13 protein-coding genes and 1 pseudogene are annotated in these 12918 nt (G+C 72.3%); 4 read left to right on the forward strand and 10 right to left on the reverse strand.

The genetic code is table 11. The features are described 5' to 3' along the window. The first annotated feature begins 4 nt into the window (after positions 1-4). On the forward strand, positions 5-1105 hold the full coding sequence (gene holA, locus D9C15_RS02230; RefSeq protein WP_127995785.1) for a DNA polymerase III subunit delta: 1101 nt from the start codon (positions 5-7) through the stop codon (positions 1103-1105). Here the strand turns inward: holA and D9C15_RS02235 are convergent. From D9C15_RS02235 to D9C15_RS02255, 6 genes are read right to left on the reverse strand one after another with little or no spacing between them, the layout of a single operon-like run. Beyond that, positions 1099-1998: a 2-hydroxyacid dehydrogenase gene (locus D9C15_RS02235; RefSeq protein WP_127995786.1), complete on the reverse strand. Its 900-nt coding sequence runs from the start codon at positions 1996-1998 to the stop codon at positions 1099-1101. The genes holA and D9C15_RS02235 overlap by 7 nt on opposite strands. Beyond that, positions 1995-2483: a CinA family protein gene (locus D9C15_RS33880; protein WP_240668256.1), complete on the reverse strand. Its 489-nt coding sequence runs from the start codon at positions 2481-2483 to the stop codon at positions 1995-1997. Before D9C15_RS33880 ends, D9C15_RS02235 begins: the two co-directional genes overlap by 4 nt. After that, the gene (locus D9C15_RS33885; RefSeq protein ID WP_240668257.1) at positions 2474-2983 is read right to left on the reverse strand and encodes a phosphatidylglycerophosphatase A family protein; all 510 of its coding nucleotides are present in this window, start codon (positions 2981-2983) and stop codon (positions 2474-2476) included. The genes D9C15_RS33880 and D9C15_RS33885 overlap by 10 nt, the downstream gene beginning before the upstream one ends. After that, positions 2980-3939, reverse strand: a complete 960-nt coding sequence (gene thiL, locus D9C15_RS02245; protein ID WP_127995788.1) for a thiamine-phosphate kinase — start codon at positions 3937-3939, stop codon at positions 2980-2982. The genes D9C15_RS33885 and thiL overlap by 4 nt, the downstream gene beginning before the upstream one ends. A 16-nt stretch (positions 3940-3955) precedes the next feature. Beyond that, positions 3956-4618, reverse strand: coding sequence for a response regulator transcription factor (locus D9C15_RS02250; protein WP_127995789.1), 663 nt, complete (start codon positions 4616-4618; stop codon positions 3956-3958). Continuing rightward, positions 4615-6699, reverse strand: coding sequence for a sensor histidine kinase (locus D9C15_RS02255; protein WP_127995790.1), 2085 nt, complete (start codon positions 6697-6699; stop codon positions 4615-4617). Before D9C15_RS02255 ends, D9C15_RS02250 begins: the two co-directional genes overlap by 4 nt. Positions 6700-6881: 182 nt before the next feature. Here D9C15_RS02255 and D9C15_RS02260 point away from each other — a divergent pair, with 182 nt between their 5' ends. From D9C15_RS02260 to D9C15_RS02270, 3 genes are all read left to right on the forward strand, one after another. After that, on the forward strand, positions 6882-9200 hold the full coding sequence (locus D9C15_RS02260; RefSeq protein WP_127995791.1) for an NADP-dependent malic enzyme: 2319 nt from the start codon (positions 6882-6884) through the stop codon (positions 9198-9200). Between the two features lie 354 nt (positions 9201-9554). Beyond that, positions 9555-9896 carry a guanyl-specific ribonuclease gene (locus D9C15_RS02265; RefSeq protein WP_375138744.1) on the forward strand — a complete coding sequence of 114 codons (342 nt, stop codon included), beginning with the start codon at positions 9555-9557 and terminating at the stop codon, positions 9894-9896. A 45-nt stretch (positions 9897-9941) separates the two neighbouring features. After that, entirely contained in the window at positions 9942-10337 is a 396-nt protein-coding gene (locus tag D9C15_RS02270; RefSeq protein ID WP_112188683.1) for a barstar family protein, read from the forward strand. Here D9C15_RS02270 and D9C15_RS02275 read toward each other — a convergent pair. The 4 genes and pseudogenes from D9C15_RS02275 to D9C15_RS33300 form a co-directional block, all read right to left on the reverse strand. After that, positions 10312-10500, reverse strand: a complete 189-nt coding sequence (locus tag D9C15_RS02275) for a hypothetical protein (RefSeq protein WP_127995792.1) — start codon at positions 10498-10500, stop codon at positions 10312-10314. The two genes, D9C15_RS02270 and D9C15_RS02275, sit on opposite strands and share 26 nt — an antisense overlap. A gap of 44 nt (positions 10501-10544) precedes the next feature. Beyond that, positions 10545-11312 (reverse strand): 16S rRNA (adenine(1518)-N(6)/adenine(1519)-N(6))-dimethyltransferase RsmA, encoded by a 768-nt coding sequence (rsmA, locus tag D9C15_RS02280; protein ID WP_127995793.1) that lies wholly within the window; start codon positions 11310-11312, stop codon positions 10545-10547. Beyond that, positions 11309-12625, reverse strand: a complete 1317-nt coding sequence (locus D9C15_RS02285; RefSeq protein WP_127995794.1) for a peptidylprolyl isomerase — start codon at positions 12623-12625, stop codon at positions 11309-11311. The genes rsmA and D9C15_RS02285 overlap by 4 nt, the downstream gene beginning before the upstream one ends. Continuing rightward, positions 12618-12918 (reverse strand): annotated as a pseudogene (locus D9C15_RS33300) (LPS-assembly protein LptD); the annotation flags it as partial. The pseudogene D9C15_RS33300 and the gene D9C15_RS02285, both read right to left, overlap by 8 nt.

Below are 12918 nucleotides of genomic sequence, written 5' to 3' on the forward strand. Positions count from 1 at the left end.
CCCCATGCAGGTCCGCCCCGACCAGCTCGAGCAGCACCTGGCCCGCGGCCTCAAGCCGCTGTACACGGTGTGGGGCGACGAGCCGCTGCTCGCGCAGGAGGCCTGCGACACGATCCGCGCCGCGGCGCGCGCCAGCGGCTGCAGCGAGCGCCAGGTCCACACCGTCAGCGGCGCGCATTTCGACTGGAGCAGCCTGCTCGGCGCTTCGCAGGCGATGAGCCTGTTCGCGCAGCGCCAGCTGATCGAGATCCGCATTCCCGGCGGCAAGCCGGGCAAGGACGGCTCGGAGGCGCTGCAGCGCTACTGCGAGCAGCTGTCCGACGACGTGGTCACGCTGGTGCAGCTGCCGCGGCTGGACCGCCAGCAGCAGGGCAGCGCCTGGTTCGCGGCGCTGGACGGCGCCGGCGTCACGCTGCGCGTCGACCCGATCGAGCGCAAGGCGCTGCCGCAGTGGATCGCGCAGCGCCTGGCGCGCCAGCAGCAGCGTGTCGAGGCCGGCGAGGCGGGGCAGCGCACGCTCGCCTTCTTCGCCGATCGCGTCGAGGGCAACCTGCTCGCGGCGCACCAGGAGATCAGCAAGCTGGCGCTGCTCTACCCGCCCGGCGAGCTGGGCTTCGAGCAGGTCGAGTCGGCGGTGCTGAACGTGGCGCGCTACGACGTGTTCAAGCTCGGCGAGGCGGTGCTCGCCGGCCAGGTGGCGCGTGCGCTGCGCATGCTCGAGGGCCTGGAGGCCGAGGGCGAGGCGGCGGTGCTGGTGCATTGGTCGCTGGCCGAGGACATCCGCGCGCTCAAGCGCGTCAAGGACGCCGTGGCCGCCGGCAAGCCGCTGCCGATGGCGCTGCGCGAGCAGCGGGTCTGGGGCGTCAAGGAACGCCTGTTCGAACGCGCCGTGCCGGTGCTGACCGAGAACACCCTGGCCGCGCTGCTCGAGGCCGCGCAGGTGTGCGACGGCCTGGTCAAGGGCCTGAAGCATCCGGACTGGCCGCTCGATCCCTGGGCCGGCCTGCGCCGGCTGGTGCTGATGCTGGTCGAGCCGCTGGCCGCGGCGCCGGGCACCGGCCGCACGCGCAGCGCGCCGCCGCGGCTCGCGCTGCAGGCTCAGTAACCCCTGCGCCGATCCACCAGGTGCCGCAGCGGCGCGCCCGCGCGCACGGCACGCACCTGCGCCGCGACGACATCGGCGGCGCTGCGCGCATCGGTCTGCGCTGCCACGTGCGGCAGCACGGTCACCTGCGGGTGCGACCAGTAGGGATGATCGGCCGGCAGCGGCTCGACATCGAACACGTCGAGCACCGCATGGCGCAGCGGACCGAGGTCGAGCGCGGCGAGCAGGTCGGCCTCGACCACGTGCGCGCCCCGTGCCAGGTTAACGAGGCTGGCCCCGCGTGGCAGAGCGGCGAAGGCGTGTGCGTTCAGCAGGCCGCGCGTGGCCGGCGTCAGCGGAAGCAGGTTGATCACGATGTCGGCGCCGTGCAGCACCTGCGGCCAGGCGCCCTCGCGGCTGCTCCAGGCACGCACCGGGTAGCCGTTGGCCTCGAGCCGGCGCCGCACCGTGCCGCCCATCTGCCCGGCCCCGAGCACGACGACGCGCGTCTCGTCGGCACGCCGCTGCGGCCGGTGCAGCCAGTGCGCGTGGCGCTGCTGCGCGGCGTAGTCGAAGAAGTCGCGCTGCAGCGCGAGCACCGCCCACAGCGCGGTCTCGGCCATCGCCTCGTTCATCGCAGCGTCGACCATGCGCGCCAGCGGCACGTCGGCGGGAACCGTCGGGTCGGCCAGCAGCCGGTCGACGCCGGCCCAGAGCGACTGGATCAGGCGCAGCCCGGGCAGGCCCGCGAGCGCCCCGCGCGGCGGGTTGGCGACCAGCGCGATGTCGACATGGGCGGCGTCGCCGCCCTCGCGCCGATCGGTGATCGACTCTCCGGGCAGGCGCTCGCGCAGCAGCGCGAGCCACTGCGCGCGCTCGTCCGGCTCGAAGCTGGTCGCCAGCAGGATGGTCATCGCAGCGCGTCCAGCAGCGCCCGCAGCGCCTCGGCCACCGTCTGCTCGCGCACGGCCGTGCGGTCGCCGTCGAACCGGCAGCGCCAGGCCTGCGTGGCGCCGCCGCGCTGCGCGAGCGCGAGCCAGACCGTGCCCACCGGCTTGCCCGGCACCGCGCCGCCCGGGCCGGCGATGCCGGTCACGGCCACCGCCTGGTCGGCGCGGGAGTGCACGAGCGCCCCCTCGGCCATCGCGCAGACCACCGGCTCGCTGACCGCGCCGTGCGCCACAATCAGCGGCGCCGGCACGCCGAGCGACTCGACCTTGGCCTCGTTCGAGTAGGTCACGAAACCACGCTCGAACCAGTCGCTCGAGCCGGCCACCGAGGTGCAGGCCGCGGCGATCAGCCCGCCGGTGCAGGACTCGGCCGTCGCGAGCCGCAGCCCGCGCGCGCGCAGGCGCTCGGCCAGCGCGAGCACCGCGGGCTCGAACGAGGTCACCACCACCACCGCCACAACGCGATCACCAGCAGCGTGCACAAGGCCGCCACCAGGTCGTCGAACAGGATGCCGAAGCCCTGCGCCCAGCCGGGCGCGGCACCGCCGCGCGCCTTGAACAGGCGGTCGGCCCAGGCCACCGGGCCGGGCTTGGCGGCGTCGAAGAAGCGGAACAGCACGAAGGCCACCGCCTGGGCCCAGAAGCCGGCCGGCGTCACCAGCCACAGCACCAGCCAGAAGGCGACCACCTCGTCCCAGACGATCGCGCCCGGGTCGGCACTGCCCAGGTGGCGTGCGGTGGCGGTGCAGGCCCACCAGCCAATCGCCAGCGCGGCTGCAAGCACGAGCGCGAACTGCGTGTCGCTGAAGCCCTCGCGGAACAGCCAGAACACCAGCCAGGCCCACAGGGTGCCCACCGTGCCGGGCGCCCGCGGCGCGAGCCCGCTGCCGAAGCCGAGCGCGATCGGGTGCGCCGGGTGCGCGAACAGGAAGCGCCAGGTCGGGTTCACGAGCGGAAGTGGTCGAACGAGCCGAAGGTGTGCGCCACCGGCGCACCGGCCGCATCGACCAGGCGCAGTCCGCGCGCGGCCTCGATGCGGCCGATGCGCGTGACCGCCACGCCGGCGCTGCGCCCGGCCGCACGCACGCGCTCGGCGTCGCCCGGCGCGGCGGTGAAGAGCAGCTCGTAGTCGTCGCCGCCGGCCAGCGTGCATTCGCGCTGCCAGGCCGGCGGCTGCGCAGCCAGCACGGCGCTGCGCGGCACGGCATCGACCTCCACGCAGGCGCCGACCTCGGAACGCTTCAGGACATGGCCGAGGTCGCCGAGCAGGCCGTCGGAGACGTCGATCGCGCTGGTGGCGACGCCCCGCAGCGCGAGGCCGAGCGCCACACGCGGCTGCGGCCGCTCCATCGCCACCCGCACGCGATCGAACTGCTCGCCCGGCAACGCGAGCGTGCCGCGGAAGGCCTCGAGCGCCAGGCGCGCATCGCCGACCGTGCCGCTGACGTACAGGTCGTCGCCCGGCCGCGCGCCCGACCGCAGCAGTGCGCCGCCCGCGGGCACCTCGCCGAACACGGTGAGGCACAGGTTCAGCGGGCCCTGCGTGGTGTCGCCGCCGACCAGCTCGATCCCGTGTTCGTCGGCCAGCGCGAACATCCCGCGCGCCAGGCCCTCGAGGAAGGCCTCGTCGGCGCGCGGCAGCGAGAACGCGAGCGTGAAGCCGAGCGGCGCCGCGCCGCAGGCGGCCAGGTCGCTCAGGTTGACGGCCAGGGCCTTGTGGCCGAGCCGATCGGGCGCGACGGTGGACAGGAAGTGCCGGCCCTCGACCAGCATGTCGCTCGAGACGGCCAGTTGCATGCCGGGCCGCACGGCCAGCAGTGCGCAATCGTCGCCCACACCGAGCGCGGCCCGCGCCACGGGCCGGGTGAAGTACTTCGCGATGAGGTCGAATTCGCCGAGCGACATGCGGCGATTGTCGCCCCTACGCCGCGCCGCCTTCCCGCAGCAGGTTGGCCAGCTCCACCGCCGAGCGCACCTCCATCTTCTCGAACACGCGCGCGCGGTGGACCTCGACGGTGCGCACGCTGATGCCCAGGTCGTCGGCGATCAGCTTGTTGGGCCGGCCGTCGATCACCAGGCGCATCACGTCGCGCTCGCGCTCGGTCAGCTCGGCCAGGCGCTGGCGCAGGCCGTGGCGCTGCAGCCGGGCGCGGATGGCCTGCTCGCTCTTGCCCAGCGCCTGCTCGACTCGATCGACCAGCGCGTTGTCGGAGAAGGGCTTCTCGACGAAGTCGAACGCGCCGCGCTTGACGGCCGAGACGGCGGTGGGCACGTCGCCGTGGCCGGTGAGGAAGATCACCGGCAGCGCCTCGGTCAGGCCGCGCTCGACCAGGCGCTCGAACAGCGCCAGCCCGCTCATGCCGGGCATGCGCACGTCCAGCAGCAGGCAGCTCGGCGCGGGCGGCCAGTCGGCCAGGCCGCCCGGCCCCTTGGCGGCGAGCATGGCCTCGAAAGCCTCGGCGCTGGCGAAACCCTCCGAGAGCAGGCGGCGCGAGCGCAGCAGCCAGGCCAGCGCGTCGCGCAGCACGTCCTCGTCGTCGACGAGGTAGACGATCGGCAGGCCCAGCGGCGTGGAGGCGTTCATCCGGACACGGGCGCCGCGTGCCCGGCTTCGCGGCCGGCGCGCTCGCCCCGGGGGGTCGGTTCGGCCGGTAGGGTAAACCGAAACACCGTGCCGCCACCGGGCGCCGACTCGAAATCGAGCGCGCCGCCGTGCTGCTCGATCACCGTGCGGCACAGGCTCAGGCCCAGGCCCATGCCCTCGCTGCGTGTGGTGAAGAAGGGCGTGAACAGGCGCTGCGCCACCTCCGGCGCAATGCCGCGGCCGCGGTCGGCGACGCGGAACTCGACCCAGCGCTCGTGCGTCTGGCGCGCGGCGAGCGTCAGCACGCGCTGCGCCGGGTCGGCCACGCCCTCCATCGCCTGGATGCCGTTGCGTGTCAGGTTCAGCAGCACCTGCTCGACCATCGTGCGGTCGCAATGAACGCGCGGCGGCGGGTCGGGCAGGTCGAGCTCAATGCGTGCGCCGCTCTTGCGCGCCTGCAGGCGCACCAGCGGCATCACCGCATCGAACAGCACGTCGGCACGCAGCGCCTCGCGCGCCTGCTCACGCCGGCGCACGAAGTCGTGCACGCTCTTGATCACGCGCCCGGCCCGCTCGGCCTGCTCGGCGATGCGCCCGGTGGCCTGCTGCAGCAGCGCCAGCGTGTCGGGGTCGGGCGTGCCGTCCTTCAGCAGGTTCAGCGAGCCGGCGGCGTAGCTGGCGATCGCCGCCAGCGGCTGGTTCAACTCGTGGCTCAGCAGCGAGGCCATCTCGCCGACCGTGGCCAGCCGCGCCGTGGCCTGCAGCCGTTCCTGCTGCTGGCGCGACAGTTCCTCGACCTTGCGCTGCGCCGAGACGTCGAGCACCGCGCTCATCCAGCCGGTGTGCACGCCCTGGCCGTCGACCAGCGGCGCCTCGAAGATCAGCACCGGGAAGCGCTCGCCGTTGCGGCGCATGAACACCGTCTCGAATCCGGTGCGCGCCTCCTGCGCGCTGCGCCCCGGCGCGAACGGCGGGCCGCCCAGGCGCACGCTCTGGCGCCGCGCGTACTCCTGCGCATGTTCGGGCGGCCAGTAGGGCGGCGTGGCCGGGCCCATCAGCTCCTCGGGCGTGAAGCCGACCATCTCGCAGAACGCCGGGTTGACGTAGGTGATGCGGCCGGAGAGGTCCCGCGCGCGCAGCCCGGTGACGAGCGAGTCCTCCATCGCCTTGCGGAAGGCCAGCGCCTCGGCCACACGCGCCTCCGCAGCGGCGCGGCGCCGCACGTCGGCCACCAGCAGCGCGACCACGCCGGTCAACGCGAGCGAGAGGCCGAGCACCAGCGCGACGGCGAGGTTGGGGATCAGGCTCGGACTGCCGGCGCTGCTGTCCACGCGCAGCTGCAGCGACTGGCCCGGCAGGTCGATGATGCGCTCGGACACGTAGACGCCCGAGCCGCGGCGGCCGCCGGCGCGGGCCAGGCGCGTGCCGTCGCCCTCGACGAAGCTCAGCTCGTGGCCGCGCAGCAGCTGCGGGCCGACCGACTCCTCCAGGAGCCGGCCGAGCGCGACGGTGGCGACCATGAAGCCGTCCGGCCGGCCGCTGGCCAGCAGGGGCAGGCACAGGTCCATCACCTCCATGCCGAGGCCGGACTCGACCGGCACGAAGTAGCTGCGCGAATAGGCCGGCCCGGCCAGGCGCTGCGCGGTGCTGCAGGCCAGGTGCGCCTCCAGTTCGATGCTGGCACGCGGGATGCGGGTGAACGGCGGCGCGACGTAGGGCGAGTCGAGGTGGTCCTGCAGCAGCATGGCCGCGTCGCGCCGCTCCAGGCGCAGCAGCTCGCGGCGCGCGCGCAGCTGCTCGGTGGCGTCGATGCGCCAGCGCTGCGGCGGCGGCGCGTTCCACATCATCGCCTGCAGGCCCTGCTGCTGGCGCGCGAGCGCGTTGCGGATGTCGCTGGCGGCCTCGGCCGCCGCCGTGTCGAGCTGCTCCTGCGCGCGCACGCGCTCGTGGTTGATGGTGAGGAACACCAGCAGCGACTGCGCCACGCCCAGCAGCGCCACCAGCGCGCCCCACAGCAGCACCCGGCGCAGGCGCCGGCTCGGCGCACGCGCGGGGGGAGTGGGGGCGGCCAGGTCGGTCATCGGAGGTTCCGCAGACGCGAGTATTCCGCCGCCGGGGTCAAAACTGATACGCAGTTTCGCGCATGGTGCGGGGCGCGCGGCGCGCCACACTGCGTGCTGCCGCGCGGCGCCGGGGCGCTCCGTACAATCCGTGCCCCGCGTACGCTGCGGCCCACGACCTCCACCATCGCGAGACAAGAACCATGTCCACCGCCGACGACAAGCGCGCCCTGCTGCGCAAGGCCGCCCTCGAATACCACGAGTTCCCGACCCCCGGCAAGGTGGCCATCGCCGCGACCAAGCAGCTCGTCAACCAGCGCGACCTGGCGCTCGCCTACTCGCCCGGGGTGGCGGCGGCCTGCGAGGAGATCGTCGCCGACCCGGCCAATGCGTTCCGCTACACCTCGCGCGGCAACCTGGTGGCCGTGATCACCAACGGCACCGCGGTGCTGGGGCTGGGCGACATCGGCCCGCTGGCGGCCAAGCCGGTGATGGAAGGCAAGGGCGTGCTGTTCAAGAAGTTCGCCGGCATCGACGTGTTCGACATCGAGCTCGACGAGAAGAACCTCGACAAGCTGATCGACCACATCGCCGCGCTCGAGCCGACCTTCGGCGGCATCAACCTCGAGGACATCAAGGCGCCGGACTGCTTCTACGTCGAGCGGGCGCTGCGCGCGCGCATGAAGATCCCGGTCTTCCACGACGACCAGCACGGCACCGCGATCGTGGTCGGCGCGGCACTGCTCAACGGCCTGAAGGTCAACGGCAAGGACATCAAGAAGGTCAAGCTGGTGGCCTCGGGCGCCGGCGCGGCGGCACTGGCCTGCCTGTCGCTGCTGGTCAAGCTCGGCCTGCCGCGCGAGAACATCTGGGTGACCGACCTGGCCGGCGTGGTCTACGAAGGCCGCAAGGAGCTGATGGACGAGGACAAGGCCCAGTTCGCGCAGAAGACCAGCCTGCGCACGCTGGCCGAGGTGATGCAGGGCGCCGACGTGTTCCTCGGCCTGTCGGCCGGCGGCGTGCTCAAGAAGGAGATGGTCGCGACCATGGCCAAGAGCCCGCTGATCTTCGCGCTCGCCAACCCGAACCCGGAGATCATGCCGGAGGACGTGAAGGCGGTGCGCGACGACGCGATCATCGCCACCGGCCGCACGGACTACCCGAACCAGGTCAACAACGTCCTGTGCTTCCCGTACATCTTCCGCGGCGCGCTGGACTCCGGCGCGACGACCATCACCGACGAGATGGAGATCGCCGCGGTGCACGCCATCGCCGAGCTGGCCCAGGCCGAGCAGAGCGAGGTGGTCGCGGCGGCCTACGTCGGTGCGAACCTGAGCTTCGGGCCCGAGTACGTGATCCCCAAGCCCTTCGACCCGCGCCTGATGATGAAGATCGCCCCGGCGGTGGCCAAGGCCGCGGCCGACTCCGGCGTCGCGCAGCGGCCGATCCGGGACTTCGACGCCTACCGGGAGAAGCTGCAGGGCTTCGTCTACGCGTCCGGCCAGATCATGCGGCCGATCTTCAACATCGCCAAGCGCGCCACGGCCAAGCGCGTCGCCTACGCCGAGGGCGAGGAGGAGCGCGTGCTGCGCGCGGTGCAGGTGGTGGTCGACGAGGGCCTGGCCCGGCCCACGCTGATCGGCCGGCCGGCGGTGATCGCGGCACGCTGCGAGAAGTTCGGCCTGCGCCTGAAGGAAGGGCTGGACTACGACGTGGTCAACGTCGAACAGGACCACCGCTACCGCGACTTCTGGCAGACCTACCACCGCCTCACCGAGCGCAAGGGCATCACGGTGCAGGTGGCCAAGATCGAGATGCGGCGCCGCCTGACGCTGATCGGCGCGATGCTGCTCGAGAAGGGCGAGGTCGACGGCATGCTGTGCGGCACCTGGGGCACCACGGCCGCGCACCTGCACTACATCGACCAGGTGATCGGCAAGCGCGCCGGCGGCAGCCCGAGCACGCCGCAGGACGTGCAGGTCTATGCCTGCATGAACGGCCTGATGCTGCCGGGCCGCCAGGTGTTCCTGGTCGACACCCATGTCAACGCCGACCCGAGCGCCGAGGAACTGGCCGAGATCACCGTGATGGCGGCCGAGGAGATGCTGCGCTTCGGCGTGCAGCCCAAGGCGGCGCTGCTGTCGCACTCCAACTTCGGCACCAGCGACCACCCGAGCGCGGTGAAGATGCGCCGCACGCTGGCGTTGCTGAAGGCCCAGGCGCCCTGGCTGGAGGTGGACGGCGAGATGCACGGCGACATGGCGCTGGACGGCGCCGCACGCGCACAGTTGATGCCCCACGGCACGCTCAGCGGCGACGCCAACCTGCTGGTGCTGCCCAACATCGACGCGGCCAACATCGCCTACAACCTGCTCAAGACGGCGGCCGGCGGTGGCATCGCGATCGGCCCGGTGCTGCTGGGTGCCGCCAAGCCGGTGCACGTGCTGACCGCCTCGGCCACCGTGCGGCGCATCGTCAACATGACCGCGCTGACCGTGGCCGACGCCAACGCGGGCCGTTGATGTCCGTAATTTTCGAACGGCCATGCTGCAGTGCGGTGACGCCTTGTCACCGGCTGAGCTGGCCGAACTAACGTGGCTCGATAGTCACGATTTCAGGGCTTTTCGTGACAGTTTGCACACACTGACTTTCCTGTGATCCTGCCCCATTTTGAGGCAGCGGCTTGAGGTTTGCGGCCCGATTCGGTACCATGCCGGGTTTTCAGGATTCAGGGATTTCCCGTGTCTTCGACTCACCGGGCGTCACTTCCGACGTGTGGCCGGTCGGCCGGCTCGCAGGTGCGTTTCCAGGGGCGTTTCCAGGCACTCCGGGCCGTTCGGGCGGCGGGCTTGGCGGCGGTGGTGGCCGGCGCCAGCCTGCTCGGCGCGCTGCTCATGCCGGGCGATACGTTGGCCCGCGAAGGCCCGAGAGCGAAGATCCTGCTGCTGGAACTGCCGCCCGAAGGCGTGAGGACGTATCGGGCGATCCACGCCGGCGGCCCGTTCCCGTACCAGAAGGACGGCTCGGTGTTCGGCAACCGCGAGAGCCTGCTGCCGGACCGCCGGCGCGGCTACTACCGCGAGTACACCGTGCCGACCCCGGGATCGTCCGACCGTGGCGCGCGCCGCATCGTCTGCGGCGGCGAGCGGCCGAAGTCCCCGGATGCCTGTTACTACACCGCCGACCACTACGCGAGCTTCCGGCTCATCGTGGATTGAGCGGCAGCAGAAGATTGTTCTTGTGATTCGAGGAGGATCGTGACCATGCTCTTGCAGACAGTCCGTCCCAACATCGTCCAGTCGATACGTGCCTACCGCCCGGAAGACCTGCTCGACGCCGCCCAGGCGGCGGGGCAGCACTTCCTCTACGCCAACCTGAGCAATGCGCAGTCCAAGCAGGAGGTGCTGGAGGCGATCGCCCAGGCCTTCCTGTTCCCGGCGCATTTCGGCAAGAACCTGGACGCGCTGTACGACTGCATGACCGATCTGGTCCACAAGGCCGGCACGCAGCCGGGCTTCGTGGTCGTGCTGGAGCAGCTGCCCGACAACCCGCGCTTCGACCGCGAGGCGCGCGAGCAGCTGCTCGACGTGTTCCGCGACGCGGCCGACTTCTGGGCCGAACGACGAATACCCTTCAGGTGCTTCTATTCTTTTCAGTAGCCCGCTCCCAGGAAATCGGGTCATGGGAGCGGGCGACGGAAACGGCCCAGAACAGCGTTGCGGACAAGCCGGCGAAGCCGAGCGCCAAGAGCGCCGGCAACCCCAACTTCGGCATGAACATGCCGATGATGAGCAGCGCCTTCGACACCGCGATGTGGCTCAACGCCGCCTGAGCGCGGCGTCTTGTCGACCCGGACGGCGGCCTGCTCAGGCCGCCGTTTTCGTTGGCGCGGCCAGCGCCACGTACTCCGCCACCGGCACCTCCTCGGCGCGCCGCTGCAGGTCGAAGCCGGCGCCCTGGCCGTGCTGCTCGAGCCAGCGCCCGAGCGTGTGGCGCAGCAGCTTGCGGCGCTGCGAGAACGCCACCGTGACGATCTCCGACAGGCGCGCCGCATCCACCGCCGGCACCTCGCGCAGCGGCGTCATGCGCACCACCGCCGAATCGACCCGCGGCGGCGGGTCGAAGGCCTCGGGCGGCACGTCGAGCACCGGCTCGATCTCGTAGCGCCACTGCAGCATCACCGTCAGGCGCCCGAAGTCCTTGCCGCCGGGGCCGGCGACCATGCGCTCGACCACCTCCTTCTGCAGCATGAAGTGCTGGTCGGCCACCCGGTCCACCGCGCCGAGCAGGTGGAACAGGATCGGCGTCGAGATGTTGTAGGGCAGGTTGCCCACCACGCGCAGCGGCCGCGCGAGGCGCTGCGCCAGCGTGGCGAAGTCGACCGTCAGCACGTCCGCCTCGACCACCTCCAGCCCGGCTCGCTTGCGCAGCCGCGCGGCCAGGTCGCGGTCGAGTTCGACCACGGTCAGCGCACCGCAGCGCTCCAGCAACGGCTGCGTCAGCGCGCCCAGGCCGGGACCGATCTCGACGATCGCCTCGCCGGGGCGCGGGTCGATCGCCCGCACGATGGCGGCGATCACGCCGTCGTCGACCAGAAAGTGCTGCCCGAAGCGCTTGCGCGCGGTATGGCTCAAGGAGCCTCGCGGATCTCGACGTAGGCGCGCGCGCGCAGGTCCGCCAGCCACTCGGCGTAGGCGTCGTCGAACTTCTGCTCGCGCAAGGCATTGCGCGCCATGTCGCGCTGCTGCTTGACGTCCATCGTGATCTGGCGCCGGTCGACCACCTGCAGCAGGTGCACGCCGAAGCGCGAGACCACCGGGTCGGACAGGCCGCCGACCGGCAGCGCGTTCATCGCCTGCTCGAACTCGGGCACGAAGGTACCGGGCGCGGCCCAGCCGAGGTCGCCGCCCTGCGGCGCGCTGCCGTCCTCGGAGTTCTCGCGTGCCAGCGCCTCGAAGCTGGCACTGCCGGCCTCGAGGCGGCGCTTGAACTCGGACAGGCGCCGCTGTGCGGCCTCCTGGCTGAGCTGCGGCGACACGCGCAGCAGGATGTGGCGCACGCGGGTCTGCGGCACGCGGAAGGCATCGGCCTCGCGCTTGTCCACCAGCTTGAGCAGGTGGAAGCCGGCGCCGGTGCGCAGCAGGGCCGGCGCGGTCTCGCCGACCTTCAGCCCGCGCACCGCCTCGACGAACACGTCGGGCAGCCGGTCCGCCGGTCGCATGCCGAGCGTGCCGCCCTGCTGGCGGTTCGGGTCCTCGGAGAGCTCGCGCGCCACCGCCTCGAAGGCCTCGCCGTTGCGCACGCGGGCCATCGCCGCGTCGGCCCGGGCGCGGCGCTGCGCCACCTCGGCCGCGTCGGCCCCCTCGCGCACGCTGACCAGGATCTGCCCGATGTTGTACTCGGTCGCGTTGCCGGACTCGGCGCGCCGCTTGTCGAGGAAGGCGTCGACCTCCGCGTCGGTGACGCGGATGCGCGCGATCACCTCGCGCTCGCGCACCCGCTCGGTCACGAGCTGGTCGCGCACGTTGTTGCGGAAGCGGCCGTAGTCGACGCCCTCGCGGCGCAGTCGCTCGCGCAGCTGTGCCGGCGTGAGCTGGTTCTGCACCGCGACGTTGACCACGGCGCGGTCGACCTCGGCCTCGTCCACGCGCGGGCCGTTCTCGCGCGCATAGGTGAGCTGGACCCGCTCGTCGATCAGCGTGTCCAGCACCTGGCGGCGCAGCTCGTCCTCGGGCGGCAGCGAGGCGCGGCCGCGCGCGGCCTCCTGGCGCACCCGTGCCAGGCGGGTGTCGAGCTCGGAGGCCGTCACCAGTTCCTGGTTCACGACCGCGACGATGAAGTCGCCGTTGCGGACGGCGGCCCGCCCCTGCGCCTGCAGGAGCGGGGCGGTCAGGGCCAGCGCGGCGGCCAGCAGCAGCGGTCGGAAGCGGGTCAGCACATCAGTCATAGGTCGTCGCCGCCGGCGGGTTGCGCTCGTCGCGCAGCAGCCGGTAGCCGGGGATATTGTCCTTCAACACCTGGAGCGGGTTGGAGCCGAGCCGCGAGAGACCGACCAGCTCGAGTTGCAGCAGCAGCCGCGTGGTGGCCTCGCTGCGCCCGGTGGACAGCCGCTCGGCCACCACGCGGCCGATCCAGCAGCCGGCGTCGTACTCGAGGCCGAGGATGGAGTCGGTGACGCGGCTGTCGCGCATGCTGTAGTTGATGCGACCCACGCTGAACCAGCTGCCGCGGCAGTTCGTG

Source organism: Piscinibacter defluvii, assembly GCF_004011805.1.
In the GTDB taxonomy this organism is placed as follows: Bacteria; Pseudomonadota; Gammaproteobacteria; order Burkholderiales; family Burkholderiaceae_C; genus Piscinibacter; species Piscinibacter defluvii.